Annotated in this window: 16 protein-coding genes and 1 pseudogene; 11 read left to right on the forward strand and 6 right to left on the reverse strand. The window is 70.3% G+C overall.

From position 1 onward, the window contains the following. Positions 1-62: 62 nt before the first annotated feature. The 4 genes from J2Y70_RS16735 to J2Y70_RS16750 all read right to left on the reverse strand — a co-directional run bounded on the left by J2Y70_RS16735 (position 63) and on the right by J2Y70_RS16750 (position 5348). Positions 63-494 (reverse strand): hypothetical protein, encoded by a 432-nt coding sequence (locus tag J2Y70_RS16735; RefSeq protein WP_309920015.1) that lies wholly within the window; start codon positions 492-494, stop codon positions 63-65. 1293 nt (positions 495-1787) lie between these two features. Next, complete coding sequence (locus J2Y70_RS16740; protein ID WP_309919978.1) at positions 1788-2678, reverse strand: type II toxin-antitoxin system RelE/ParE family toxin; 891 nt, start codon at positions 2676-2678, stop codon at positions 1788-1790. Between the two features lie 362 nt (positions 2679-3040). Further along, entirely contained in the window at positions 3041-4213 is a 1173-nt protein-coding gene (locus J2Y70_RS16745) for an epoxide hydrolase (RefSeq protein ID WP_309919980.1), read from the reverse strand. Between the two features lie 163 nt (positions 4214-4376). Continuing rightward, positions 4377-5348 carry an ATP-grasp fold amidoligase family protein gene (locus J2Y70_RS16750; protein WP_309920018.1) on the reverse strand — a complete coding sequence of 324 codons (972 nt, stop codon included), beginning with the start codon at positions 5346-5348 and terminating at the stop codon, positions 4377-4379. 573 nt (positions 5349-5921) lie between these two features. Here J2Y70_RS16750 and J2Y70_RS16755 point away from each other — a divergent pair. From J2Y70_RS16755 to J2Y70_RS16780, 6 genes and pseudogenes are all read left to right on the forward strand, one after another. After that, a complete protein-coding gene (locus J2Y70_RS16755; RefSeq protein WP_309919981.1) occupies positions 5922-7307 on the forward strand; it encodes an MFS transporter in 1386 nt (461 codons plus the stop codon). Positions 7308-7473: 166 nt separating this feature from the next. Next, on the forward strand, positions 7474-8028 hold the full coding sequence (locus tag J2Y70_RS16760; RefSeq protein ID WP_309919983.1) for a YdeI/OmpD-associated family protein: 555 nt from the start codon (positions 7474-7476) through the stop codon (positions 8026-8028). A gap of 614 nt (positions 8029-8642) precedes the next feature. Then, entirely contained in the window at positions 8643-9248 is a 606-nt protein-coding gene (folE, locus tag J2Y70_RS16765) for a GTP cyclohydrolase I FolE (protein ID WP_263396336.1), read from the forward strand. Positions 9249-9282: 34 nt separating this feature from the next. Next, complete coding sequence (locus J2Y70_RS16770; RefSeq protein WP_309919986.1) at positions 9283-10752, forward strand: DUF3375 domain-containing protein; 1470 nt, start codon at positions 9283-9285, stop codon at positions 10750-10752. After that, positions 10739-11428, forward strand: a complete 690-nt coding sequence (locus J2Y70_RS16775) for a DUF4194 domain-containing protein (protein WP_309919988.1) — start codon at positions 10739-10741, stop codon at positions 11426-11428. The genes J2Y70_RS16770 and J2Y70_RS16775 overlap by 14 nt, the downstream gene beginning before the upstream one ends. Before the next feature lie 388 nt (positions 11429-11816). Beyond that, positions 11817-15485, forward strand: a pseudogene (locus tag J2Y70_RS16780) (ATP-binding protein); the annotation flags it as partial. A 129-nt stretch (positions 15486-15614) separates the two neighbouring features. On the opposite strand, the gene J2Y70_RS16785 reads toward J2Y70_RS16780, so the two are convergent. Then, a complete protein-coding gene (locus tag J2Y70_RS16785; protein ID WP_309919991.1) occupies positions 15615-16388 on the reverse strand; it encodes a TSUP family transporter in 774 nt (257 codons plus the stop codon). A gap of 98 nt (positions 16389-16486) precedes the next feature. On the opposite strand from J2Y70_RS16785, the gene J2Y70_RS16790 reads away from it, so the two are divergent. The 5 genes from J2Y70_RS16790 (at position 16487) to bphP (ending at position 24344) form a co-directional block, all read left to right on the forward strand. Next, positions 16487-16879: a YchJ family metal-binding protein gene (locus J2Y70_RS16790; protein WP_309919994.1), complete on the forward strand. Its 393-nt coding sequence runs from the start codon at positions 16487-16489 to the stop codon at positions 16877-16879. Between the two features lie 175 nt (positions 16880-17054). Beyond that, complete coding sequence (locus J2Y70_RS16795; RefSeq protein WP_309919997.1) at positions 17055-19280, forward strand: lytic murein transglycosylase; 2226 nt, start codon at positions 17055-17057, stop codon at positions 19278-19280. A 1130-nt stretch (positions 19281-20410) separates the two neighbouring features. Further along, positions 20411-21661 carry a TCR/Tet family MFS transporter gene (locus tag J2Y70_RS16800; RefSeq protein WP_309920000.1) on the forward strand — a complete coding sequence of 417 codons (1251 nt, stop codon included), beginning with the start codon at positions 20411-20413 and terminating at the stop codon, positions 21659-21661. Positions 21662-21843: 182 nt separating this feature from the next. Further along, on the forward strand, positions 21844-22443 hold the full coding sequence (locus J2Y70_RS16805; RefSeq protein WP_309920002.1) for a biliverdin-producing heme oxygenase: 600 nt from the start codon (positions 21844-21846) through the stop codon (positions 22441-22443). Next, the gene (gene bphP / locus J2Y70_RS16810) at positions 22440-24344 is read left to right on the forward strand and encodes a bacteriophytochrome BphP (RefSeq protein WP_309920004.1); all 1905 of its coding nucleotides are present in this window, start codon (positions 22440-22442) and stop codon (positions 24342-24344) included. The genes J2Y70_RS16805 and bphP overlap by 4 nt, the downstream gene beginning before the upstream one ends. A 19-nt stretch (positions 24345-24363) precedes the next feature. Here the strand turns inward: bphP and J2Y70_RS16815 are convergent, their stop codons facing one another. After that, entirely contained in the window at positions 24364-25545 is a 1182-nt protein-coding gene (locus J2Y70_RS16815; RefSeq protein ID WP_309920006.1) for a benzoate/H(+) symporter BenE family transporter, read from the reverse strand. Positions 25546-26015 lie beyond the last annotated feature (470 nt).

A 26015-nucleotide genomic window follows, 5' to 3' on the forward strand; every position in this document is an offset into this window, starting at 1 on the left:
GCGCTTTCAGGGAACGAGAATGCCGCTAACCCCTCCGTTCGAACGCAGCGCGCAAGCCGGGCTTAGCGCACCTTGTACAGCACCGCGGCGCCCGGCCTCGGCTCGAACATCGGCACGGTCTGCTGCTTGAGCGCGGTGCCCTTGCTGTCCCAGACCAAGGTCTCGGTGGGGAATTCGTCGCTGCGGGTCATGCTGCCGATCTGCTTGACGATCACGCCCGAGCTGGCCGCCACGTCGGGGTTCCATGCGAAGACGCCGAGCCTGCCGTAGAACACGGCCGGCGCCTCGGCGTCGAGGCGACGGTCGGGGCACATCACCAGGCCGCGCTCGAGCATGACGCGCAAGGCGCCGACGGGGACGGCTTTCACGGTGGGCGTGGTGCGTTCGGTGCTGTGGCCGGGGCAGACATTGGCGGAGCGGGTCACCATGTCTTCGACCACTTGCCGATCGGGCTGGGCGAAGGCCGGCAGGGCGGCGGTGGACAGGGCGAGCATTGCGACAGTGGACTTCCAGGGCACGTGACAACTCCTATTCGAACGAAAGATTCCAAACGTTGCGGACCGCTGTGATGCGCAGGCGGGCCGCTGCCAGGGACGCGCCGGCACTCTAACAACAACCCGGTTGGGCAATTGCAAATGGGGCGTGATGGCGCTTGTCGCTGGCATGGCGGGCGTGTGCAAGGGTTCTGCGATCGCGTGGCGACACGCGAAATACTTGTCGGCAAGCGTAGATAGCTTGCGATTCGTGCAAGCGAGCCGGACGCGGCAGTACGCGCGTCGACGCTGGGTTTGGCTTTGCGTTGAAGACATGCTTTCAGTTGCTGGACGGGCGGCCACGTGTTGGCATCGTTGTAGAAGGTGAGCGAACGTTTCGATATGCCGCAGGCACCAGGAGTCGGAAGCGCCGCTGCATCTGTGCAGCAACGCTAGGTGCGGGGATCGGCGCAGCCTCGTGCACTCAACTCCGCGAGACGCTTTCGCGCCGGACCCTCACCCCAACCCCTCTCCCGGGGGGAGAGGGGCTAGCGGCTGTTCCCTTCTCCCACTGGGAGAAGGTGCCCCGCAGGGGCGGATGAGGGTACGGGCGAAGCCTCGTGCAGCCAACTCCGCGAGACGCTTTCGCGCCGTACCCTCACCCCAACCCCTCTCCCGGGGGGAGAGGGGCTAGCGGCTGTTCCCTTCTCCCACTGGGAGAAGGTGCCCCGCAGGGGCGGATGAGTGTGCGGGCGAAGCCTCGTGCAGCCAACTCCGCGAGACGCTTTCGCGCCGTACCCTCACCCCAACCCCTCTCCCGGCGGGAGAGGGGCTAGCGGCTGTTCCCTTCTCCCACTGGGAGAAGGTGCCCCGCAGGGGCGGATGAGGGTACGGGCGAAGCCTCGTGCAGCCAGCTTCGCGAGACGCTTTCGCGCCGTACCCTCACCCCAACCCCTCTCCCGGAGGGAGAGGGGCTAGCGGCTGTTCCCTTCTCCCACTGGGAGAAGGTGCCCCGCAGGGGCGGATGAGGGTCCGGGCGAAGCCTCGTGTAGCAACTCCGCGAGACGCTTTCGCGCCGGACCCTCACCCCAACCCCTCTCCCGGGGGGAGAGGGGCTAGGTTGCTCCCCTTCTCCCCTCGGGAGAAGGTGCCCCGCAGGGGCGGATGAGGGTACGGGCGAAGCCTCGTGCAGCTAACTCCGCGAGACGCTTTCGCGCCGTACCCTCACCCCAACCCCTCTCCCGGGGGGAGAGGGGCTTTTGCCGGTCGCGCCGGGCCCTTTCCCAACTCCTCTCCGGGAGGGTTGCTGGCCGCTTACTTGTACGGCCCCGGGCCGCGCCACACCAGTTCGCCCTGCTTGTAGACCTGCAGCATGGTGATGACCTCGCGGGCATCGCCAATGGCTTTCAGTTCAGGGGAATCCGGCGGCAGCGCGCGGCACTTGCCGGAGCCGCGCTTCATCGCGATCTCCAGCGGGCAGGCCATGCGGTACTGGGTGCCGGGCAGCAGGATGAAGAATTCCTTCATGCCCTGATCCATCCAGGCGCGCAGCAGGGTTTCGCTGCGCAGGTCGTAATAGACCAGGTAGCCGCCCAGTTCCATGCTGGGGCCGGCGTCGCTGGGGTCGCCACGACGGCCGCCGCGGCCGCCGCCGTCGCGAACCAGCCCCGCTTCGTTGGGGCCGAGGTCTTCATCGATGGCGCCTGGCGGCCGCCCGGTCCAGGTCTCGCGGCGCTGTGTCGGTTCGGGTGCGCTGGCGGCGGCCTGGGCCTGCTGCTGCGCGTCAGGGTCCGGCTGCGGCGGCGCCGGCTGCTCGGCCGGCGTGGGCGCAGGCGGTGCCGGCGTGCTGGCCGTGGCGGTCGGATCGGGCGGTGGCACGGGATGGTCGGACTGCGCGACCAGCGTGGACTGCACCGGCGAGGTGGCGCGCCGTTTCTTGGCCGCTACTGGCTTCTGCGCGGGGGTGGGCGAGGGCGGCGTCTTGGCCGGATGCACCGGCTGGCGCGTGGCGCCGATGAAATCCACCCTGGTCCGGCCGCCGCTGGCGGCGCCTTGCGGGGTGGTCATGGTGGGCGGGTCGGCCAGCAGCAACAGCAGCAGCATCAGCAGGTGCAGCACGGCGCTGACGAGCGCGGCAATCCAGGGCTCCAGGCGTTCGCCCCAGGATTTGGCCCGGGGGTCCGCGCGATGCGACGCGTTGCTCATGCCGCCGCGGCTGCGTCGGGAGTGCGGGCCTTCATGGGGGGTCTGCAGGGTGCGGCCGGTGGGGGCGCCATCGTAACGCGTGCGAGGCTCCGTTCATTTGTCGGGTCGCAGCACGCTTAGGCGCTGTTAGTGCTGGCGGGACGCCATCGTCCGGCCGGGCCGCGCCGAGGTGCGCACGGCACGGCGCCATCGACCGGCCTGATGGCCGATCTCCACTGCCAAACGACAGGCCTGGATGCCCTTGGCCTTGGAACGCAGGTTGGCCTTCGCGGCGGGATCTCGATCGGCTGCCAGGACGGCGACGGTGGCGCGTCTGCTTCGACCACATCGCCACACGACCAGGCCGTTGCGCCTTGGCGCGGTCAGCGCCCGCGCAAGGGACGGAAGAACGCACGAATGTCCTCGGCCAGTTCGGCGGGGCGTTCCAGTGCGGCGAAGTGGCCGCCGGCGGACATCTGCGTCCAGCGTTGCACCCGAAACACGCGCTCCACGTAGCGGCGCGGCGGCGTGGGCAGCTCCTTGGGAAACCGTGCGAAGCCGAGCGGCGGCAGCACCCGCTCGCCGTGCGCGAAGTGCAGCGGCGCCAGGCGATTTTCCTTGTACATGCGCAGCGACGCATCGATGGCGTTGCCGAACCAGTACAGCGAGATGTCGGTGAGCAGCGTATCCAGCGGCACCACGCGTTCCAGGTCGCCGTTGCAGTCGCTCCAGCTGCGGAACTTCTCGGCGATCCAGCCGGCAAGGCCGATCGGCGAGTCGGTCAGCGCGAACGCCAGGGTTTGCGGCTTGGTGGCCTGCAGCGCGGCATAGGCGCCCTCGGCCGCGGAAAACGCCGCCGCGCGGTCGAGGTATGCCTGCTCCTCGGGCGCCAGCGGGTCGTCTTCGGCGGTGAGCGACGGTCGGTAGCTGCCGGGGATGTAGTTGAGATGCAGGCCGACCACGTCCTGCGGATGCAGGTAACCCATCCAGGTGCAGACGCCGGCACCGATATCGCCTCCCTGTACGCCGAAGCGCGCATAGCCCAGCCGCTGCATCAGCGTTCGCCACAACTGGGCGACGGTGCGCGAACTGGTTCCCGCCCGCGGAGGCGCCGCGGAGAAGCCGAATCCCGGCAGCGACGGCACCACCACGTCAAACGCGTCCTCGGCCGCAGCGCCATGCCGCTCGGGATCGGTCAGCATCGGCAGGATCCGCTCGAACTCGGCAAACGACCCCGGCCAGCCATGCGTCAGCAGCAGCGGCAACGGCGCCGGTCCCTGGCCGCGCTGGTGAACGAAGTGCAGGTCGTAGCCGTCGATCTCGGTTCTGAAGTGCGCCATCCGGTTCAGCCGCGCTTCCTGTTCCGGCCACGAGAAACGATGCTGCCAATGCTCGGCCAGCCGCCGCAGGAAGGCCAGGCTGGTGCCGTCCTCCCACGCCGTATCGTCCAGCGGCATCGGCCAGCGCGCTGTGCGTAGCCGGCGCTGCAGGTCCTCGACCTGCTCGGTCGGCACGGCGATGCGGAAGGGGCGGGTCGCGGGGTCGAAAGAGGTCACGCGGGTGTCCTGTCGATGCTTGCGACGGCATTAGATCAAATCGCCGCTGGCATCGGCTCTGTCGACGCCGGTTCTTGGGCTGGTCGCCATGCGCTTTTCACGCGCCTTGCGCAGGCCGATGGGCCGACGTCGCGCGATCGCAACGAACGTGTCGGTCTTCGCGCTACTGGTTCGGGCCGATGGCCATGACCGGTTTGCGCCAGAGAGCGGAGAACGTCGGTTTCTCCGGCGCGCGCGGCTGCACCCACATGTCGCCCATGATCCGGTCCAGCCCACGATCCAATCCGGTCACCAGTCCCGCACCCGGGGTGAAGGTGAGTTCGCCGAAATAGATCCGGCCCTCCTGGATGTACCAGTCCACGCGCACGTAATCGAAGTCGACGGCGAGTGTCTTGCTCAGTTCCAGCGCCTCCTGCAGCAGCGCCTGCCCGCACGGCGGCGCCTGCCCCGCGTCGCGGATGCGGTGGTGCGGTTCGTCCAGGTTGTTGACGAAGAAGGTCATCGCCAGCGGCGGCTGCGAGCGGTTGTAGATCACCTGCAGGACGTACTGGAAGCTGCCGTCGGGCTGCTTGAACATGTGGAACTTGTAGTCGACCGGCGCCTGGGTGCCGTCGCCGATGTACTGCTCCACCAGGATGCACGGCGGGATGCCGCGGTAGTGGATCTCGCGCACCACCTTGGAGTAGTCGGTCTGCAGCCAGCGCGAGCAGCTGTCGAGCAGGGCCTGTTTGCGGCGGTCGTCCGGCTCGTCGAGCAGTACCTCCACCATGCCCGCGCCATGGTTGGGCTTGATGACGGTGTGCACCCAGCGCGGGAAGGTCAGCAGCGAGGTGGGATCGGTGGTGCTGAACAGCAGCGGGATCAGGTAGCGAGCGCCGATGCGGGCGGCGACGTAGTCGCGCACGGCGATCTTGTCGGTCAGCCGTCGATAGGTTTCGTGGTCGCCGTACACCGACTTGCGGTACAGCACCTTCTCGTTGAAACAGACCGGCGCGTACAGGTTCGGCCAGCGGCCGAAGGTATCGAGGAAGTAGAGGCGCTCCTGCCAGCGCCACGGCAGCCGGGTGACGAAGACGTGGGCGGTGCGCCTGAGCTTGCGCCTGAGGCCGAGCGGCCGCCTGGGAAGCGCCGTCAGCGGCCCGGTGAGCCGGAATCCCGATTTGTCCGTAAATGCGGCCACGTCACTATCCATATGCCGACTCCGTCGCGAAAAGGAGAGGAAAATATGATATTCGTCACATGGGCGAAGTGAAATGGCGCGATTCTGAGTGCGGTCAGCTGCCTGAATTGGCTGTCTGTCCCAGCCCTTCGCAGGCGCGGTGCCGTCCGGACGGTTGTCAGCGGCCTCGGATGCTGCTTTACCTGTCCAGGGAGTGCCCTGTTCGCGCTCCGCGGGCTGGCCGTGTTCGCGGCGCTGGCCGGGAGGTGGGAGCCGGGATCTGGAGTCGTAGCGCCCCCCGAACTGCCCGACGTGGAACGTCGGCTGCGCCCGCGTTGCAAGCGATCGCGGCACGCGGGGATGTACCTGCGCTGGTGGCCTGGAGCGCCAACCGCTGCGCCGCTCGGACGGACCCTGCTGCGCGCGGAGCGCATCGCTGCAGCGGCGGCAACATCAGCCGATTCCGCCGCGGCGGGCCGGCCACCGCGACATGACCCATACGAACGCTGCCTATACTCCCAGGCTTGTCCACCCTGCAGGTCCCACCGCATGAGCGCATCCCCCACGCCCACGGTCGTCTCCGGTTCCGGTTCCGGCGCCGCTCCCGGCAGCCTTCGCCGCTCGGTGTCCAACACGCTCAAGGGCTCGGCCGGCAACCTGGTCGAGTGGTACGACGTCTACGTCTATTCGGTCTTCGCCACCTATTTCGAATCGCAGTTCTTCTCCAAGGAGGACAAGAACGCGACGATGTTCGTCTGGGCGATCTTCGCCATGACCTTCCTGATGCGGCCGATCGGCGCCTGGTACTTCGGGCGCTTCGCCGACCGCTATGGCCGCCGGCTGGCGCTGACCATCTCGGTGTCGCTGATGGCGCTGTGCTCGTTCGTCATCGCGGTCACCCCGACCGTGGCGACGATCGGCATCGCCGCGCCGATCGTGCTGCTGCTGGCGCGGCTGCTGCAGGGCTTCGCCACCGGCGGCGAGTACGGCACCAGCGCCACCTACATGTCCGAGGCGGCGATCCCGGGCCGGCGCGGCTTCCTGTCCTCGTTCCACTACGTCACCCTGGTGGGCGGCCACGTGCTGGCGCAGGCCACGTTGCTGGTGATGCTGCATTTCTTCGACAAGGGCTGGGTGTCCGAGTGGGGCTGGCGCCTGGCCTTCGGCCTGGGCGGCATCGGCGCGCTGGTGGTGTTCTGGCTGCGCCGCACGATGGACGAGTCGCTGGGTTCCGACGCCATCGCCGAGGCCAAGAAAGGCGGCGCCCGCTCGGCCGGCTCGCTGCATGAGCTGTTCGTGCGCCAGTGGCGGCCGCTGCTGCTGTGCTTCCTGGTCACCGCGGGCGGCACCATCGCCTTCTACACCTACTCGGTGACCGGGCCGAAGATGATCCAGACCGCGTTCGCCGGCAACGACGTGATGGCCGGAACCATCATCAACCTGGTCGCGCTGACCGTGCTGATGCTGATGCAGCCGGTCGGCGGCTGGCTGTCGGACATCGTCGGGCGCAAGACCCTGCTGGTGTTCTTCGGCATCGGCGGCGTGCTCTACACCTGGTTCCTGGTGCTGGAGCTGCCCAAGCAGACCGACTGGCTGGCCGCGTTCGCGATCCTGACCGGCGGCTTCGTGATCCTGACCGGCTACACCTCGATCAACGCGGTGGTGAAGGCTGAGCTGTTCCCCACCCATATCCGCGCGCTGGGCGTGGGCCTGGGCTATGCGCTGGCGAACTCGGCCTTCGGCGGCACCGCACCGCTGCTGTACCAGGCCTCGTTGAAGACCGGCCACGTGACCACCTTCGTCTGGTACGCCACGGCGGTGATCGCGGTATCGCTGGTGGTCTACATGTTCTTCCTGACCAACAAGGGCGCGAACTGGCTGGACGACGAGCGCGCGATGCACGAGCGCAAGCTGGCGCGAGCCGCTCGCAGCTGACGGGGCGTCGGGCGGGCGTGGCCAGGCCGCGCCCGTCCCGCTTCCAGGTAGGCCGAGGCCGCCTGGCCGGTGCACCGTGGTCGTGTCCTTGGCGGGCTGACCGCGCTGCCCGAGGCCTCGACGCCATGCGGCCAACCACCGAGTCCGCCGGTGCTATCGTCCTGGCATGAGCAAGGTCACCGTCACCGCCACGATCCGCTTTGAGACGAAGCTGCTGCAGCCGGCGACGCCGCCGGGTGCGCCCTGGGCATTCCTGCTGCTGCCGGCGCAGGCGAGCGCGAAACTGCCGGCGCGCGGCATGGTGACCGTGGACGGCACGCTCGCCGGCCATCCGTTCCAGGCCACGCTGGCGCCCGACGGGCAGGGCAGCCACTGGCTCAAGGTGGACGAGGCCCTGCAGCAGGCCGCTGGGGTCGCGGTGGGCGACACGGTCGTGCTGGAGATCGCGCCGGTGGCGGTGGAGCCGGAACCGGCGGTGCCGCCTGACCTGCGCCAGGCGCTGGCCGCTCATCCAGCGGCGCGTGCGCAGTGGGACGACCTTACCGCGGTGGCGCGGCGCGACTGGATCTTCTGGATCACCTCGGGCAAGAAGGCCGAGACGCGGACCAAGCGCATCGCCACCGCCTGCGACATGCTCGCCTCCGGCAAGCGCCGCGCCTGCTGCTTCGACCGCTCGGGCATCTACAGCAAGGGTCTTGCCGCGCCGGAAGCGGCCGACTAGCGAGGCGCGCGTGGCCTGGCTGGCCGCGGCTGTCGTGCACCGCGGGAAGTCTTGCGACCGCCTTCGAGTTTCAGCCCAGACCGTCTCCGTCGCCTGAAGCCTCGCCGCTGCGCCCGTCGCGGCTGAAGCCGCGCCTACAGTGCACCCGGCCGGCCGATCGCAACTCCCTGTAGGAGCGGCTTCAGCCGCGACTGGTCCCGGCGTCATTCGACCGGCGGCTCCACTCGTCGCGACTGAAGTCGCTCCCACAGGGGCTTGCGGAAGGCCGGCTGGGTGCACTGTGGGAGGGGCTTCAGCCCCGACGCGACCCGATCATCAGTCCCGCGGCTTCCCTCGTCGCGACTGAAGTCGCTCCCACAGAGGCTTGCGGAAGGTTGGCCGGGTGCACTGTGGGAGGGGCTTCAGCCCCGACGCGACCGGTCATCAGTCCCGCGGCTTCCCTCGTCGCGACTGAATTGGCTCCCACAGAGGGCGTGCGGAAGGCCGGCCGGGTGCACTGTAGGAGCGGCTTCAGCCGCGACCGCATCCTCGACCGCTGCACTCCCCGCCGCCGCGTTCGGCGACGCCCAGGCGACTCGGGTACCATGCAGCCCCCCTCACGGGCGTTTTCGCTCATGGCCGACTCCAAGAAGACCCCCGATTCCCCCGTCACCCAGGACCAGGCCGAAGCCGCCGTGCGCACGCTGCTGCGCTGGGCCGGCGAGGATCCGGACCGCGAGGGCCTGCTGGACACGCCGCGGCGCGTGGCCGAGGCCTATGGCGACTGGTTCAGCGGCTACCAGGCCGATCCGCGCGAGTACCTGCTGCGCACCTTCGAGGAAGTGGCCGGCTACGACGAACTGATCGTGCTGCGCGACATCGAATACGAAAGCCATTGCGAGCACCACATGGCGCCGATCATCGGCAAGGTCCACGTCGGCTACCTGCCTCGCGGCAAGGTGGTGGGCATCAGCAAGCTGGCGCGCGTGGTCGAGGCCTATGCGCGGCGCTTCCAGGTGCAGGAGAAGATGACCGCGCAGATCGCGCAGTGCATCCAGGACGTGCTGCAGCCGCTGGGCGTGGGCGTGGTGGTGGAAGGCGCGCACGAATGCATGACCACCCGCGGCATCCACAAGCGCGGCGTCAGCATGGTCACCTCGAAGATGCTCGGCACCTTCCGCGAGGACGCGCGCACCCGCGCCGAATTCCTGCGCTTCATCGACGGCAGCGGCAAGCGTTGAGCCAGCGGTGGCGGGGGCGGCGGTCGCGGCGCGCATGAAGCAACACGAACGGATCGCCGGCTATCGCCTGCTGCGCGAACGGCCGCTGTGGAAGCTGCTGGCCGCCGACCACGCGCCGGAACTGATCGGCCTGCTGCAGACGCTGCTGCTGGACGGCGACCGCCGGCTGCCGTCGGCGGTGCTGCACGAGCGCCTGCAGCGCCAGCTCGACGCGCTGCGCGCGGACCAGCTCTCGCGCGACCTGCCGCGCACCGCGCAGGCCTATCTCGCGCATTGGTTGGCCCAGGGCTGGCTGGAACGGCGCCTGCCCGAAGGCGCGACCGAAGAGGAGTACGAGCTGTCGCGCGCGGCCGCGCAGGCGATCCGCTTCATCGCCGGGCTGCGCGAGAGCGCCAGCAACGCCACCGAGAGCCGGCTGTCGCTGGTGATCCAGCAACTGGTGCAGCTGGCCGGGCAGACCGAGTCCGATCCGGACGCGCGCCTGGCCGCGCTGCGCGCCGAGCGCGACCGCATCGATGCGGAGATCGAGCGGGTGGCCGCCGGCCGCGTCGCCGCGCTCGACGGCAAGCGCGCGCTGGAACGCGCGCGCGACCTGATCCACCTGTCCGACGAACTGGCCGAGGATTTCCACCGCGTCCGCGACGACTTCGAGCGGCTCAACCGCGAATTCCGCGAGCGCATCATCGACGACGAAGGCGCGCGCGGCGACGTGCTGCAGCAGCTGTTCGACGGCGTGGACGTGATCGCCGACAGCGAGGCCGGGCGCAGCTTCCAGGCGTTCTGGAACCTGCTCAACGATGCGCAGCAGAGCGGCCAGCTCGACCAGGCGCTGGACGCGCTGCTCGCGCGCGGTTTCGCGCGCCGGCTAGACCGCCGCGAGCGCGCCTTCCTGCGCGGGCTCACCGGCACCCTGCTCGAGCGCGGCGGCGAAGTGCACACGGTGATGCAGCACTTCGCGCGCAGCCTGCGCGGCTTCGTGCAGAGTCGCGGCTACCTGGAGCAGCGCCGCCTCAACCAGTTGCTCAAGCAGGCCCAGGGCGAGGCGCTGCAGCTGCGCGACAGCCTGCACGCCGCCGCCGCGACCGGCTACACGCTGGCGTTGAGCGGCAGCCGCCTGCGCTCGCTGTCGCAGTGGCGCTTGCACGATCCGCGCCTGGCCCAGGTCGACGGCCGCGTGCATGCCGCCGACGCGGCGGAGATTTCGCTGGACAGCGTCGGCGACCTGGTCGCGCAGTCGGAGATCGACGTGCGCGCGCTGCGCCGCGACCTGCACGAGCTGCTCGGCCAACAGCCGCGGCTGACCATCGGCGATGCGCTGCAGCAGCGTCCGGCGGCGCAGGGCCTGGGCAGCGTCATCGGCTATCTGTCGCTCGGCACCCGCCACGGCGTGGTGATCGACGGCGAACTGGAAACGGTGCAGTGGGAAGGCGGCGACGGCACGCTGCGGCGTGCGCGCATTCCGCTGGTGTGGTTCACCCGGGAGAAACGCAATGAACTGGTCTGACGATGGACGCCTGGACGCCGACCCAGGCGGCAGCGGCGACGCCGACGTGCCGGCAGCGGCAGGCGCGCCGCACGGCGAGGGCACGCTGTTCCTCGGCGATACCGGCACGCTGCCGTTCGACGCGCGCCGCGCGCTGTGCCAACTGCTGGCCGGGCCGAGCGTGGACGCGCAACGGCACGGGCCGCTGTGGCCGGCGTTGCTGCGCCACGAGCCGGCGATCCGCCGCGTGCTGTGCGAGCTGTTCCTGGAACTGGTGCTGGACCGCGAGGGCGGGGTGGCGTTCACCCGCCAGGCCGACACCGCCGAACTGGAGGCGCCGACGCTGCTGCGCAGCGCGCCGCTGACCTTCATCGAGTCGGTGCTGCTGCTGTTCCTGCGCCAGCGTCTGGCCGAGGCCGACACCCGCGGCGAGCGCGCGGTGGTGGACGAGGCGCAACTGCTCGAAGCGCTGTCGGTGTACGAGAAGAACGTGTCCACCGACCGTGCCGGGTTCGCGCGACGGGTGATGACCGCGATCGGCAAGATGCGCGAGAACCAGCTGTTGTCGCGCCTGCGCGGCAGCGAGGACCGCTACGAGGTGTCGCCGGTGCTGAAGCTGCTGTTCTCGGCCGAGGACGTGCAGGCACTGGCGCAGGCGTACCGCGAGCTGCGCGTGGGGGAGACAGCAGCGGAATGATCCTTCTCCCCCGGCGCCATGCCCTCTTTCGGGAAACGTCGCCGCCCGCGCAAGAAGGAGAGGCCGCCAGCCGTTCCCTTCTCCCTCCGGGAGAAGGTGCCCGGAGGGCGGATGAGGGTACGGCGTGTGGTGGTGTTTGAAGAGTGCAGTGGAGCACGGGCTTTTACCCCCATCATCGCGAGCCCAAGTCATCTTGTTCTTGCGTGTGCGAGAAAGAAGGCGACTGCCCTCGCGTCTTCCGAGCGCACGGCAGGTCCACAGCCCACGTGACTGTCCACTCCATCGCGCACAACGCCCCCGCGTCCCCGCAACACCTGGAAAACCCGCTTCAAACGTTGGTGATGACCCGTCTGTGCGTTCCCCGTCGTCCTGTTTTGGTGAGTGAGCCATGAATTCCCAGTCCAACCTCCTGCCGGCGCAGCCGGGCCAATCGCTGTTCGCCGATGCGCTCGCCGAGCAGCGGGCGCAGCAGTTCCGCATGCGCCGCTTGCAGGTGCACAACTGGGGAACATTCAACGGGCTGACCGAGGTGCCGATCGCGGAGAAGGGCTTCCTGTTCGTCGGCCGCTCCGGCTCGGGCAAGTCGACGTTGCTCGATGCGATGTCGGCGCTGTTGACGCCGCCGAGCATCGTCGACTTCAACGCCGCCGCGCGCGAGGCCGAGCGCAGCGGGCGCGACCGCAGCCTGGTGTCGTACGTGCGCGGCGCGTGGGCCGACCAACAGGACAGCGCATCCGGCGAGATCGCCACGCAATACCTGCGCAAGGGCGCGACCTGGTCGGCGCTGGCGCTGGAATACCGCAACGCGCACGGCGAAGCGGTCAGCCTGATACGCCTGTTCTGGATCGCCGGCAGCGGCAACGCCGCCGCCGACGTGCGCCGCCACTACATGGTCGCGCAGCGTCCGTTCGACGTGGCGCGCGAGCTCGACGGCTTCGACCTGGACCTGCGCAAGCTCAAGGCGCGGCTGGGCGAGGACGTGGCCCACTTCGATGGCTTCGCCGGCTATGCCGAGCGCTTCCGCCACCTGCTCGGCATCGGCAACGAGATGGCGCTGCGGCTGCTGCACAAGACCCAGTCGGCGAAGAACCTGGGCGACCTCAACGCCTTCCTGCGCGGCTTCATGCTCGACGAGCCGCGCACGTTCGAGGCCGCCGACCGGCTGGTGGAGGACTTCGCCGAACTCGACGGCGCGCACCACGCGGTGGTCACCGCGCGCCGCCAGGTGGAAACGCTGAGCCCGGCGCGCGAACACCACGCGGCGCTGATGGCGCTGCGCCACAGCGTCGGCGAGTTGCGCGAACTGCAGCTGGGCGTGGACGGCTATCGCGAGCAGCAGCGCGTGGCGCTGCTCGATGCGCGCCTGCAGGAGCTGGACACCCAGGACCGCGGCCTGGCCGGCGAGGAGGGCCAACGCCGCGAGTCGCTGGACAACCACGAGCAGAAACTGGCCGAACTGGAGCGCGAGCAGCGCGCGGCCGGCGGCGAGCAGGTCGAGGCGCTGGAGCGCGAACGCGCCCGGGTCGAACGCGAGCGCGACGAGCGGCTGCGCCGCCGGACGCAAATCGAACAGGCCTGTCGCCAGCTCGGCACCGCGCTGGCCGCCGGGGCCAGCGGCTTCGCCGAGCAGGTCGCGCATGCGCGCGGGCTGCTGGACGGCAACCGCGAACAGGCCAGTTCGCTGGACGAGGCGATCGCCGAGCGCATGGGTGCGCGCCGCGATGATGAGCGCCGTTTCGCCGAGATCCGCGCCGAGATCGAGGCGCTGAAGCGCGCGCCGTCGAGCATCCCGGCGCCGATGCAGGCGCTGCGCGCGCGGCTGTGCGAGGACACCGGCCTGAGCGAGGCGGCGCTGCCGTTCGTCGGCGAACTGCTGCAGGTGCGCGACGACCAGGCCGCCTGGCGCGGCGCGATCGAACGCGTGCTGCAGGGCTTCGCGCAATCGCTGCTGGTGGACGAGCGCCACTACGCGCAGGTCAGCGACTGGGTCAACCGCACCCACCTGGGCACGCGCCTGGTGTACTACCGGGTGCGCCGCAACGATGCGCTGCATCCGCGCGACCCCGAGCCGCAGTCGCTGCCGGGCAAGCTGCAGCTGCGCGAGCACGCCTTCGCCGACTGGCTGCGTAACGAACTGGCGCGCCGCTTCGACTACGCCTGCGTCGACAGCGCCGCCGCGCTGCGCAACGCCGACCGCGCGATCACCCGCGAAGGCCAGGTCAAGCATCCGGGCGACCGCTACGAGAAGGACGATCGCCACGCCGTCGGCGACCGCAAGCGCTGGCTGCTCGGCTACGACAATCGCGACAAGCTCAAGCTCTACGAGCGCGAGGGCCAGACCCTGGCGCAGCGCATCGCCGACTGCGAGGCCGATGTGGCCGCGTTGCGCAAGCGGCGCGAGCAGGACCAGGAACGGCAGCTCGCCGCGCACACGCTGGTGGAGCGCTCCTGGGACGAGATCGACGTCGGGCCCAAGCTGCAGCGCCTGAGCGACATCGAGGAGCAGCTCACCCAACTGCGCGAAGGCGACAGCGGCCTGCGCGCGCTGGGCCAGGCGATCGACACCGCGCGCGCGCGTCGCGACCAGGCCAAGCGCACCTACGAGGACGTGCGCCTGGAACGCGCGCAGCTGGCGCGCGAGCGCAGCCGGCTGGAGACGCAGCGCGAGACCTGCGCCGGACGTGGCGCCGCCGCATCGCTCACGCCCACCCAGCTGCAAGGCCTGCGGCAGCGCCTGGCCGAGCTGGCGCCATTGTCGCTGGACAACCTGGAGGCGCACTTCCGCGTGGTCGAACGCGGCCTGGCCGAGCAACTGGCCGACAGCCAGGGCCGCGACAGCAGGCTCAGCGCGCAGCTGCTGGAGTGCTTCCGCAGGTATTGCCAGCAATGGCCGGAGGACAGCGGCGATTTCACCGTCAGCCTGGCCAGCGCCGACGATTTCCTCGCGCGCCTGGAGCGGCTGGAGAGCGACGGCCTGCCGCGCCACGAAGGCCGCTTCTTCGAGTTGCTGCAGACCCAGAGCAAGAACAACCTGCTCGCGCTGCAGCGGCATACCGCCGAGGCGCACAAGGGCATCAAGCAGCGCATGGACGAGGTCAACGCCAGCCTGGAACAGGTGCCGTTCAACCGCGGCACCATCCTCACCATCGAAGTCGGCGATCGCCGCCTGGCCGAGGTGCACGAGTTCCAGCAGCAGCTGCGCGCGGTGTTGTCGCACCAGCAGACCGAGGACCGCGCGCTGGCCGAAGCGCAGTTCGCCACGTTGCGCGACCTGGTCGCCCGGCTCGGCGCGCAGGAGCCGGAACTGCGGCGCTGGCGCGAGCAGGTGCTGGACGTGCGCCTGCACGTGGAATTCATCGGCGTGGAGCTGGATGCGCAGACCCGCGCCCAGGTCGAGATCTACCGCAGTGGCGCCGGCAAGTCCGGCGGGCAGCGGCAGAAGCTGGCCACCACCTGCCTGGCCGCGGCGCTGCGCTACCAGCTCGGCGGCGAGGACGGCGAGCTGCCGCGCTACTGCGCGGTGGTGCTCGACGAGGCGTTCGACAAGGCCGACAACGAGTTCACCGCGCTGGCGATGAACATCTTCGAGAACTTCGGTTTCCAGATGGTGGTGGCCACGCCGCTCAAATCGGTGATGACGCTGGAGCCGTTCATCGGCGGCGCCTGCTTCGTCGAGATCAGCGGCCGCCACAATTCCGGCGTGCTGCTGATCGAGTACGACGAACAGGCGCATCGACTCAAGCTGCCGGAGCGCTCGCGCAGCGACGATACGCCGGCGCGTGACGCGGCGATGGTCGCCGCCACCGATGCGCCGGCGGCGGCCATGGCGGGCGGCGAGCCGCTCGCGACCGAGGACGCCACGCCAAGCGCGCCGGCCGCGCCGGCACCGCGCAAGCGTGCATCCGGGCCGGCCAAGCCCGCCACCGCAGCGCCACGCGCGGCAGCGAAGAAGGCATCAGCCAAGGCCAAGCCCACCGCGGCAGCGAAGACCGCCCGCGCGCCGTCTGCAAAGCGGGCCGAGCGACCCGCCGCCGCACGTGCCGCTGCCAAGCCGGCGCCAGGCAAGCCGAACAAGACGGCCGCGGCGGCGACATCGCGCAAGGCGACTAAAGCGACTACCGCGCGCAGCGGCGCCAAGCGCAAGTAGCCCTGCACGCAAGGCATCTCGCGGCAAGGGGCGCTGCGCTCAGCGCAGCAGGTCCCAGCCCATCTTGCCGATCAGCACCACCACCAGTACCAGGAACAATTGCCGGATCAGCGGGGTGCCGCCGCGCAGCGCCAGCCGGGTGCCGGCCACCGCGCCAACGACGTTGGCCGCGGCCATCGGCACCGCCACCGCCAGCAGCACCTGTCCGCTGGGCACGAAGAAGCACAGCGCGGCCAGGTTGGTGGCCAGGTTGACCACCTTGGAGGCGGCCGAGGCGCGCAGGAAATCCAGGCCGAAGAAGCGGATGAACAGGAAGATCAGGAAGCTGCCGGTGCCGGGCCCGAAGAAGCCGTCGTAGAAGCCGATCGCCGCGCCCATCGCCAGCGCGATGGCCAGTTCGCGGCGGCCGATCTGGCGCGGCCGGTGCAACGCGCCGAAGTCCTTCTTGACCAGCGTATAGGCCAGCATCGCGATCAGCAGGATCAGGATCAGCGGCCGCACCGCCTGTTTCGGCAACAGGCTGACCGCGGTGGCGCCAAGGAAGGAGAACGCGAACGCCGCCGCCGTGGCGTACAGCACCGGCCGCCACGGGAAGCGCACGCTGCGCGCATAGCGCCAGGCCGACGCGCCGGTGCCGGCCATCGCGCTGAACTTGTTGGTGCCCAGCAGCACCGCCGGCGCTTGCTGCGGCAGCGTCGCGAACAGCCCCGGCAACTGGATCAGGCCGCCGCCGCCCACCGCCGCGTCCACCAGCCCGGCGACGAAGGCGATGCACAGCAGCCACGGCAGTTCGGTCGGGATCAGCTCCAGCAAGGCGGCGCTCCGGGCGGGGGGCGCGCAAGCATAGCCGGGGCGGGCGCGCACGGCAGCGTCGGCGTGCGCCGCGCCGCCGCTGCCGGCACAATCGGCGCATGCCTCCGTCCGTCCCCCGCCTCGCCGATCCCTGTCCCTGCGGCCGCCCGCGCGAGTACGCGCAGTGCTGCGGGCCCTACCATGCCGGCGCCGCCGCGCCCGATGCCGAATCGCTGATGCGTTCGCGCTACTGCGCCTACGTGCGCCGCGACGCCGACTACCTGCGCGCCAGCTGGCACCCGTCCACGCGCCCGGCCGAGCTGGCGCTGGACACGCAGACCACCTGGCTCGGCCTGACCGTGCAAAGTGTGCTGGCCACTGGCGCCGACACGGCCGAGGTCGCGTTCCTGGCGCGCTATCGCATCGGCGGCGGCAGCGCGGTGCGCATGACCGAACACAGCCGTTTCGTGCGCGAGGACGGCCGCTGGTATTACCTGGACGCGCTGGACTGACTGCCGGCCAACGCACTGCGGCTTGCAGCGCGGACGACGCGCGTTGCCGGGATCATCCGGCGATGCAGCCCGCGTGCGTTCTATCGTGCGCCCGCAGACCAAGCCGGCCGCCGTGAGCGGCGCATTCGCCACGGTTGTTTATGATGCGCAGTCTGCCGTCGGCGAGGAAGTTTCGATGATGCGTTTCGCTTGGGCCTTGCTGCTGGCCGCGCCCTGTGCCGCCGCGCAGACCCTGCCCACGCCGCCGCTGGCGCCGGATCCCGCGTTCGCCGGTTGCCTGTCCACGCTGCGCGGCGCCGCCGCCAAGACCGGCGTGACCGCCGCCGCGTTCGACCGTTTCACCGCTGGCGTGCAGCCGGACATGAGCGTGCTGCCGCTGCTCGACGCGCAACCCGAATTCACCACGCCGATCTGGGACTACCTGGCCGGGCTGGTGGACACGCAGCGCGTCGCCGACGGCCGCGCGATGCTGGCCACGCACCGCGAGCTGATCGCGCGGGTGGCGCAGCAGTACGGCGTGGACGCGGAGACCGTGGTCGCGGTGTGGGGCGTGGAGAGCGACTACGGCCGCGTCTCCGGCAAGCGCCCGCTGCTGGTGTCGCTGCTGACCCTGTCGTGCAACGGCCGCCGCCAGCCGTTCTTCCGCGGCGAACTGTTCGCGTTGCTGAAGCTGCTGCAGGCCGGCGACCTGCAACCCGACAACCTGACCGGCTCCTGGGCCGGCGCCTTCGGGCATACCCAGTTCATGCCCAGCACCTATGCCCGCGTCGCCGTCGACGGCGATGGCGACGGCCGCCGCGACCTGGTCGCCAGCATTCCCGATGCATTGGCCTCCACCGCCAACTACCTGAAGCTGGCCGGCTGGCAGAGCGGGCAGCCGTGGGGCGTGGAGGTGACGCTGCCGGCCGGCTTCGATCCGGCCCTGGCCGGGCGCACCCAGCGCCGTGCGCTGTCCGACTGGCGCGCGCGCGGCCTGACCGCGGTCGATGGCAGCGCGCTCGAGCTGCCCGCGCTGGCGCCGCAGACGCCGGCCGCGGTGCTGATCCCGGCCGGCAGCAAAGGCCCCGCGTTCCTGGTGTTCCGCAACTACGACGCGATCTACGCCTACAACGCCGCAGAAAGCTATGCGCTGGCGATCGCGCTGCTGTCCGACCAGCTGCGCGGCAAGCCCGGCCTGGCCACTGCCTGGCCCACCGACGATCCCGGTCTGGGCCGGCCCGAGCGGCGCGAACTGCAGACCCTGCTGCTGGCGCGCGGCCACGCCATCGGCCAGGCCGACGGCATGATCGGCAGCGTCAGCCGCCGCGCGATCCAGGCCGAGCAGCAGCGCCTGGGCCTGCAACCGGCCGACGGCCGCGCCGGGCAGCGCATCCTCGATGCGTTGCGCCGCGAGGCGCCCGCCGCCACGCCGCCCACGCCCGCGCCGTCACCCGCACCCACCACGCCATTCGGCGGCAAGCCGGCCACCGCCTTCCGCGTGCCGGCGCGCTACCCGGCCTTCGTCCAATCCCCCGCGCCACGGAGCATCCATCCCATGTCCGAGATCCCCGGCCTGAGCACAGGCGATTTCCACGGCTATCCCTCGCTGCTGGTGGAAACCCCGCACTCCACCGCCGCGATCAGCCTGTTCGGCGGTCAGCTGCTGTCGTTCGTGCCCAAGGGCGGCACCGAGGTGATGTGGCTGTCGCCGAGCGCGCAGCCCACGCCCACGCCGATCCGCGGCGGCACCCCGGTGTGCTGGCCGTACTTCGGCCGCCAGGGACAATCCGACGACGTGCCGGCGCACGGTTTCGTGCGCACCGTGCCGTGGCAACTGCGCGACGCGCGCCGCGAGGCCGACGGCAGCATCGTGCTGACCCTGGCGCCGCCGGACTTCGACGACCTGCCGCTGCGCCTGCGCATGCAACTGCGCATCGGCACGACCCTGGAGCAGCGCCTGATCACCGACAACGTCGGCTCCGAGCCGGCGCGCTTCACCCAGGCGCTGCACAACTATTTCCATGTCGCCGACGCCACTCAGGTGCGCGTGCAGGGTCTGGACGGACTCGACTACCTGGACAAGTTCGAAGGCTACGCCACGCCGCACCGCCAGCACGGCGACTGGAGCCTGCACGACCCGCGCGATCCCGGTCGCAGCGACCGCATCTACACCGGCGCCGGCGGCCGCTACACGCTGCTCGACCCGGGCCTGCAGCGCCGCATCCAGATCGCCACCGCCGGCAGCCGCACCCTGGTGGCCTGGAACCCGGGCGAAGCCGGCGCGCAGAAGATGGCCGACGTCGGCGCCCACTGGCGCCAGTTCGTCTGCCTGGAAGCGGCCAACGCCGGCCCCGAGGTGATCGACCTGGCCCCGGGCGCGCAGCACGTGCTGCAGCAGACCATTGCGGTGGCGCCGCTCTGACGGCGGGCGCTGCCACGAGCGTTAGCTCCGGATAGGAAGCGGCTGCGGTGGCCTCAGGCCATCAGCCGCAACCGCGTCATCGGTCGGTACCAGCGGGATCGACCGGCCCTAAGGCCGACCGGCTTCCCGTGGGAGGGACTTCAGTCCCGACGCGCTGTACCGGAAATGCTTCGGGACCCACCTTCGCCGCCGCGTTCGCACCCTTCGCAAAAATGCTCTGCGGCGGCGCGTCTAGGCAGAGGCTTCGGCGGTTTCAGGCCATCGGCCCAACCGCTCTATCGACCAGGCATCTGCAGGCCGCCTCGACCCACCTGTGGGAGGGACTTCAGTCCCGACGCGCGCTACCGCAGGGGACCGAACCTCACCGCCGCGCTCGCACCCTTCGCAAAGACGCTCCCGCAGACGGCGCGTCGAGCCATTGCTTCGGCGGTCCAGGCCGTCGACCCCAACGCGTTTCAATCGACCAGGCATTCGGCCGCCTCGACCCACCTGTGGGAGGGACTTCAGTCCCGACGCGGTCTACCGCAGGGACCGAATCTCACCGCCGCGCTCGCACCCTTCGCAAAGACGCTCCCGCAGACGGCGCGTCGAGCCATTGCTTCGGCGGTCCAGGCCGTCGACCCCAACGCGTTTCAATCGACCAGGCATTCGGCCGCCTCGACCCACCTGTGGGAGGGACTTCAGTCCCGACGCGGTCTACCGCAGGGACCGAATCTCACCGCCGCGCTCGCACCCTTCGCAAAGACGCTCCCGCAGACGGCGCGTCGAGCCATTGCTTCGGCGGTCCAGGCCGTCGACCCCAACGTTTCATCGACCAGGCATTCGGCCGCCTCGACCCATCTGTGGGAGGGACTTCAGTCCCGACGCGGTCTACCGACAGGGCGCCGGCCTGAGTCCTCCCGCAGCAATTGCCTTCTTCGCACGCATGCTCATGCGGGCGCACAACAACGACGGCTGACACCGTCCGCATCACTAGGGCCTTGAGCCATCAGCGCCGATCCAAGGCCCTCGCGCGGGGGCCGCCGCCCGTATCCCGGTCGCCGCCGCCACCCTTCGCGCAGCCACAAGCCCAGCCCCACCCGCAATCGCGCCGGCCGATTACACTGCCGCGTCCGTCGGGAGACCATGCCGTGCATTCCTCGCCCCCTGCCGCGCGCACGCGCCGCGCCGCGCTGGTTTTCATCTTCATCACCCTGCTGATCGACGTGCTGGCCTTCGGCGTCATCATTCCGGTGCTGCCCGGGCTGGTGCGCGGCTTCACCGGCGGCGATTTCGCCGCGGCCGCCAAGTGGGTCGGCTGGTTCGGGTTCCTGTTCGCCGCGCTGCAGTTCGTCAGCTCGCCGCTGCAGGGCGCGCTGTCCGACCGCTATGGCCGGCGCCCGGTGATCCTGGCCTCGTGCCTGGGCCTGGGCGTGGACTTCGTGGTGATGGCGCTGGCGCAGAGCCTGCCGCTGTTGCTGCTGGCGCGGGTGGTGTCGGGCGTGTTCTCGGCCAGCTTCACCACCGCCAACGCCTACATCGCCGACATCACCGCACCGGACAAGCGCGCCCAGGCCTACGGCATGATCGGCGCCGCGTTCGGGCTCGGCTTCGTGATCGGGCCGCTGCTCGGCGGCTGGCTCGGCAGCTACCACCTGCGTGCGCCGTTCTGGTTCGCCGCGGCGCTGGCGCTGCTCAATTTCCTGTACGGCCTGTGGGTGCTGCCCGAATCGCTGGCGCCGGAGCGGCGCACGCCGCGCCTGGACTGGAAGCACGCCAATCCGTTCGGCGCGTTGCGGCTGCTGCGCAGCTACCCGCAGGTGTTCGCGCTGGCCGCGGTGATCTTCCTGGCCAACCTGGCGCACTACGTGTATCCGAGCATCTTCGTACTGTTCGCCGAGTACCAGTACCAGTGGGGGCCGAAGCAGGTCAGCTGGGTGCTGGCGCTGGTCGGGGTGTGCAGCATCGTGGTCAACGCGTTGCTGGTCGCGCGCGTGGTGCGCCGGCTCGGCGAACGCGGCGCGCTGCTGTTCGGGCTGGGCTGCGGCGTGGCCGGCTTCGCGATCTACAGCGTCGCCGGCAGCGGTGCGATGTTCCTGCTCGGGGTGCCGGTCAGCGCGCTGTGGGCGGTGGCCGCGCCGTCGGCGCAGGCCATCGTCACCCGCCACGTCGGCGCCGATGCGCAAGGCCGCGTGCAGGGCGCGCTGATGAGCCTGGTCAGCCTGGCCGGCATCGTCGGGCCGCTGCTGTACACGTGGGTGTTCGCGCTGTTCATCGGCAAGCACGCGCCGGCGCATCTGCCCGGCGCGCCGTGGCTGCTGGCCGCGCTGTTGCTGGCGGCCGGCTGGGTGGTGGCCTGGCGTCGCGCGCGCCTGCCCGAACGCGCCGGCGCTGCCGTTTAGTGCCGCCGAAGCGCACGACGCCATCGCACGTCCGCGTCGCCGGCGCATGAATTGCTCAGCTTGTGGCGGCACGGACCTGGGCATCGCCGCCGCATCGCCTGGCACCGCACGGCTCCGGTTGTTACGCTGTGCGGCCTCTTCGCCGTCGCCGCCTGCCAGGCTGCTGTAGACAGCCCGCCTCCATGATGTCGCCTCCCGACGGCACCGCCGCCGCCCTCCCTGCCTCGCGCCTGTTGCGCGAGGCCACCGCAGGCCAGCATGAGGCCGTCGAACAGCTGCCGATGATGCGCACCTTGATGAGCGGCCGCCTGTCCGTGCGCGACTACGTCCAGGTGCTGCGCCGCCATCACGCGGTGCTGGCCGGCTGGGAGCAGCGCGAATCGGCCTGGCTGCACGCCAGCGGCGATGCCCACTGGCGCTACCAGCCGCGCAGTCCGCTGCTGGCGCAGGATCTGGCGGCGCTGCAGGCGTCGCCGCCGCCACCGTCGCCCGCGCCGCTGGCGCCCGAAGCCGGCAGCCGCTGGGGCATGCTCTACGTGGTCGAAGGCTCGCGCCTGGGCGGGCGGGTGATCGCCCGGCGGTTGCGGCAGACGCTGGGCGAGATCGCGCCGGCGCTGGCCTACTTCGAACTCGGCCATGGCGATCCGGCCAGCTGGCGGCGGTTCCAGCAGCGTCTGGAGCAGGCCTTGCCGACAACGGCCCTGCAGCAGGCCGCGGTCGACGGCGCACGCGCGATGTTCGCGCACTTCCACACTCACTTCGCCCTGGAGACCGCTGCATGAGCGACACCGTCGCGCCCCTGGACATGGAAGCCTGCGCCCGCGAGCCGATCCACATTCCCGGATCGATCCAGCCGCACGGTGTGCTGTTGGTGATCGAGCCGAGCGACGGCCGCATCGTGCAGGCCAGCAGCACCGCCGCCGACCTGCTCGGCATGCCGCTGGCGGACCTGCTCGGGCAGCCCTACGACGCGTTGCTGGCGCTGCAGGACCCGCCGCTGTCGACGGACGCCGCCGAGCGCACCCAGCTCGCGTACGTCGACGTCGGTTTCCCGTGCCGCGCCACACCACCACGGCAGCGCTGGGTCGGCGCCTGGCACCTGTATCCGGAGCAATGGCTGCTGGAGCTGGAGCCGCGCGATGCGCCGCTCGCCGACGCCAGCCTGCGCGACGCGTTGCCGCTGCTGCGCCGGCTGGAAACCGACAGCAGCATCGACGACGCCTGCCAGCGTGCGGCCAAGAGCCTGCGCACGCTGATCGGCTACGACCGGGTGATGATCTACCGCTTCGACGACGAGTGGAACGGCGACATCGTGGCCGAGGCGCGCGCGCCGGAACTGGAGTCCTTTCTCGGCCTGCACTACCCGGCCAGCGACATCCCCGCGCAGGCGCGCACGCTGTACCTGCGCAACCGCGTGCGCCAGATCGCCGACGTCGGCTACGTGCCCGCGCCGATCCAGCCGACCCTGCACCCGCGCCTGCACGCGCCGGTGGACCTGAGCGACGTCAGCCTGCGCAGCGTCTCCCCGGTGCACCTGGAATACCTGGCCAACATGGGCGTCACCGCCACGCTGGTGGCCTCGATCGTGGTCAACGACGCGCTGTGGGGGCTGATCGCCTGCCACCACTACCGCCCGTACTTCTGCAACCACGAGATGCGCGACGTCACCGACGCGGTCAGCCGCGCCCTGGCCGGACGCATCGGCGCGCTGACCGCGGTGGCGCGCGCGCGCGTGGAGTCGGTACTGCTGACCGTGCGCGAGAAGCTGATCACCGACTTCAACGAAGCCGACACGCTGACCGCGGGCATGCTCGACGAGATGGCCTCGGACCTGCTCGACGTGGTCGATGCCGACGGCGTGGCGATCTTCCATGGCGAGCACGTCAGCCGCCACGGCACCGTGCCGCCGGCCGCCGACCTGGCCCGCATCCGCCGACAGATCGAGGCCAGCCACCACGAAGCGCTGCGCCACGACGCGGTCGGCGCGCTGCATACCGAGCAGATCGGCGAGACCTTCCCGGACCTGGCCGACCTGGCGCCGCTGGCGGCCGGTTTCATCTTCGTGCCGCTGATGCCGCAGGCGCGCAGCGCGCTGCTGTGGACGCGCCGCGAGCAGGTGCGCACGGTCAACTGGGCCGGCAACCCGCAGCTGTCCAAGCTGCAGGACATCCCCAACTCGCGCCTGTCGCCGCGCAAGAGCTTCGACCTGTGGCAGGAAACCGTGCGCGGCCGCGCACGGCCGTGGTCGCCGCTGAGCCTGGAGTCGGCGCGCAGCCTGCGGGTGCTGATCGAGCTGATGGAGCGCAAGCGCTTCCAGCAGGATTTCGCCTTGCTGGAGGCCTCGTTGTCGCGGCTGCGCGAACCGGTGGCGATCATCGAACGCGGCAGCGAGGGCCGACCCAACCGGCTGGCGTTCGTCAACGAGGCCTTCGCGCTGCTGTACCAGCGCGAGATCGCCGAACTGATCGGCTGCGAACTGGACCAGCTCTACGCCGGCAACGCCGCGCCCGCCGAAATCCAGCGCATCGCCACCTTGCTGCGGCAGGGGCGCGCCGCCTACGTGACCTTGCCGCTGCGCGTGGAAGCCGCCGCCCCGGTCCACCGCCAGTTCGATTTCGAACCGCTGCCCAGCCCGTCCGGCGTTTCCACGCATTGGCTGCTGCAGCTGCGCGACCCGCGTTGAGGAACGCGGCGGCGCGCGCTCAGCGCGTGCGCCGCCACAGCAGCGATGTCGCCGCGCCGGCCAGCAGGCCCCAGAACGCGGCGCCGATGCCGAACAGCGACAGCCCCGAGGCGGTGACCAGGAAGGTGATCAACGCCGGCTCGCGCTCGCCCTCGTCCTTCAGTGCCGTCGCCAGGCTGTTGCCGATGGTGCCGAACAGCGCGATGCCGGCGATCGCCATCACCAGCTCCTTCGGGAAGGCGGCGAACACCGCTGCCACGGTCGCGCCGAACAAACCGATCAGCAGATAGAACACGCCGGCGAACACCGCGGCCATGTAGCGCCGCTGCGGATCCTCCTGCGCCTCGCGGCCCATGCAGATCGCCGCGGTGATCGCCGCCAGGTTCAGTCCATAGGCCCCGAACGGCGCCAGCAGCACATTGACCACGCCGATCCAGCCGAGCGTCGGCGAGATCGGCACCGCGTAGCCGGACGCGCGGATCACCGCGACGCCGGGCAGGTTCTGCGAGGCCATTGTCACCACGAACAGTGGCAAGGCGATGCCGAACAGCGCCTGCCACGACAGCGTCGGCCACACGAACACCGGTCGCGCCAGGCTCAGCTGCGCGGTCTCCAGGTGCAGCGTGCCGCTGCCGGCGGCGATCGCGATGCCCACCGCCAGCGTCGCGATCACCGCATAGCGCGGAAACGCGTGGCGCCCCAGCAGATAGACCGCGAACATCGCCAGCGCCATGCCCAGCCGGCTCTGCATCGCCACGAACACGTCCAGGCCGAAACGCAGCAGCACCCCGGCCAGCATCGCCGCGGCCAGCGATATCGGGATGCGCCGGATCATCCGCTCGAAGATGCCGGAGAATCCTGCGACGGTGCCGAGCAACGCGGCCAGCACGAACGCGCCGATCGCATCGGACAGCGGCAGGCCGCCGCCACTGCTGATCAGCATCGCCGCGCCCGGCGTGGACCAGGCTGTCACCACCGGCATCCGGTAGCGCAGCGACAGGCCGATGCAGGTGATGCCCATGCCCAGCCCCAACGCCCACATCCACGAGGCGATCTCCGCCTGCGAGGCGCCCAGCGTGCGCGCGGCCTGGAACACGATCACCGCCGAGCTGGCGAAGCCGACCAGCACGGTGACGAAACCGGCGACCAGCGCCGGCAGCGAGGCGTCGCGCCATAGGGAGCGTCCAGCGGTGGAGGGCATTGCGTGGTCCTGCAGGGGAGAACCCGCATTCTCGGCGAAGCGGCCGCCAACGGCAGCAATGGCGTGAGAGGCCGTCGCCCAGATGCGAATGCGCACGCACGATCTACTGGTAAGGATGCGGCAGTGCCTCCGCCTGCAAGGCGCGCACTGGCCGCCAGCAAAAAAGCGGTTGACGTTTTTTCCTGGCCCGGTAGACTGCGCGGCCCGCTACGCAGCTGCCGATCTTCGGCTCGACAGAGGCAGAAAGGGGCCGGAAACACCTAGCGAACATCGGGTGTTGACGGCGTGAAAAAAACGGCTAATATGGCCGGCTCGCTTCGGCGAAAGACCTCAGGGTCCTTCACAAGAAGTGGCGTCAACCTCCTGATAAATCAGGGTATTGACGGCAACAAAAAAGCCGCTATGATGGGCGGCTCGGTTCATCGGAAAGCCTTCGGGTTTGGGTTGAACCGGCGTCAGGATCTCGGAAA

Origin of the sequence: Xanthomonas sp. 1678 (assembly GCF_031455575.1) — a bacterium.
GTDB lineage: Bacteria > Pseudomonadota > Gammaproteobacteria > Xanthomonadales > Xanthomonadaceae > Xanthomonas_A.

What these genes read in the sequence shown, in the direction of transcription:
- J2Y70_RS16755 (WP_309919981.1), top strand. Translation starts at nt 5,922, where the DNA reads ATGAGCGCATCCCCCACGCCCACGGTCGTCTCCGGTTCCGGTTCCGGC.
- J2Y70_RS16740 (WP_309919978.1), bottom strand. Translation starts at nt 2,678, where the DNA reads ATGAGCAACGCGTCGCATCGCGCGGACCCCCGGGCCAAATCCTGGGGC.
- bphP (WP_309920004.1), top strand. Translation starts at nt 22,440, where the DNA reads ATGAGCGACACCGTCGCGCCCCTGGACATGGAAGCCTGCGCCCGCGAG.
- J2Y70_RS16790 (WP_309919994.1), top strand. Translation starts at nt 16,487, where the DNA reads ATGCCTCCGTCCGTCCCCCGCCTCGCCGATCCCTGTCCCTGCGGCCGC.
- J2Y70_RS16795 (WP_309919997.1), top strand. Translation starts at nt 17,055, where the DNA reads ATGATGCGTTTCGCTTGGGCCTTGCTGCTGGCCGCGCCCTGTGCCGCC.
- J2Y70_RS16735 (WP_309920015.1), bottom strand. Translation starts at nt 494, where the DNA reads ATGCTCGCCCTGTCCACCGCCGCCCTGCCGGCCTTCGCCCAGCCCGAT.
- folE (WP_263396336.1), top strand. Translation starts at nt 8,643, where the DNA reads ATGGCCGACTCCAAGAAGACCCCCGATTCCCCCGTCACCCAGGACCAG.
- J2Y70_RS16760 (WP_309919983.1), top strand. Translation starts at nt 7,474, where the DNA reads ATGAGCAAGGTCACCGTCACCGCCACGATCCGCTTTGAGACGAAGCTG.
- J2Y70_RS16770 (WP_309919986.1), top strand. Translation starts at nt 9,283, where the DNA reads ATGAAGCAACACGAACGGATCGCCGGCTATCGCCTGCTGCGCGAACGG.
- J2Y70_RS16815 (WP_309920006.1), bottom strand. Translation starts at nt 25,545, where the DNA reads ATGCCCTCCACCGCTGGACGCTCCCTATGGCGCGACGCCTCGCTGCCG.
- J2Y70_RS16775 (WP_309919988.1), top strand. Translation starts at nt 10,739, where the DNA reads ATGAACTGGTCTGACGATGGACGCCTGGACGCCGACCCAGGCGGCAGC.
- J2Y70_RS16805 (WP_309920002.1), top strand. Translation starts at nt 21,844, where the DNA reads ATGATGTCGCCTCCCGACGGCACCGCCGCCGCCCTCCCTGCCTCGCGC.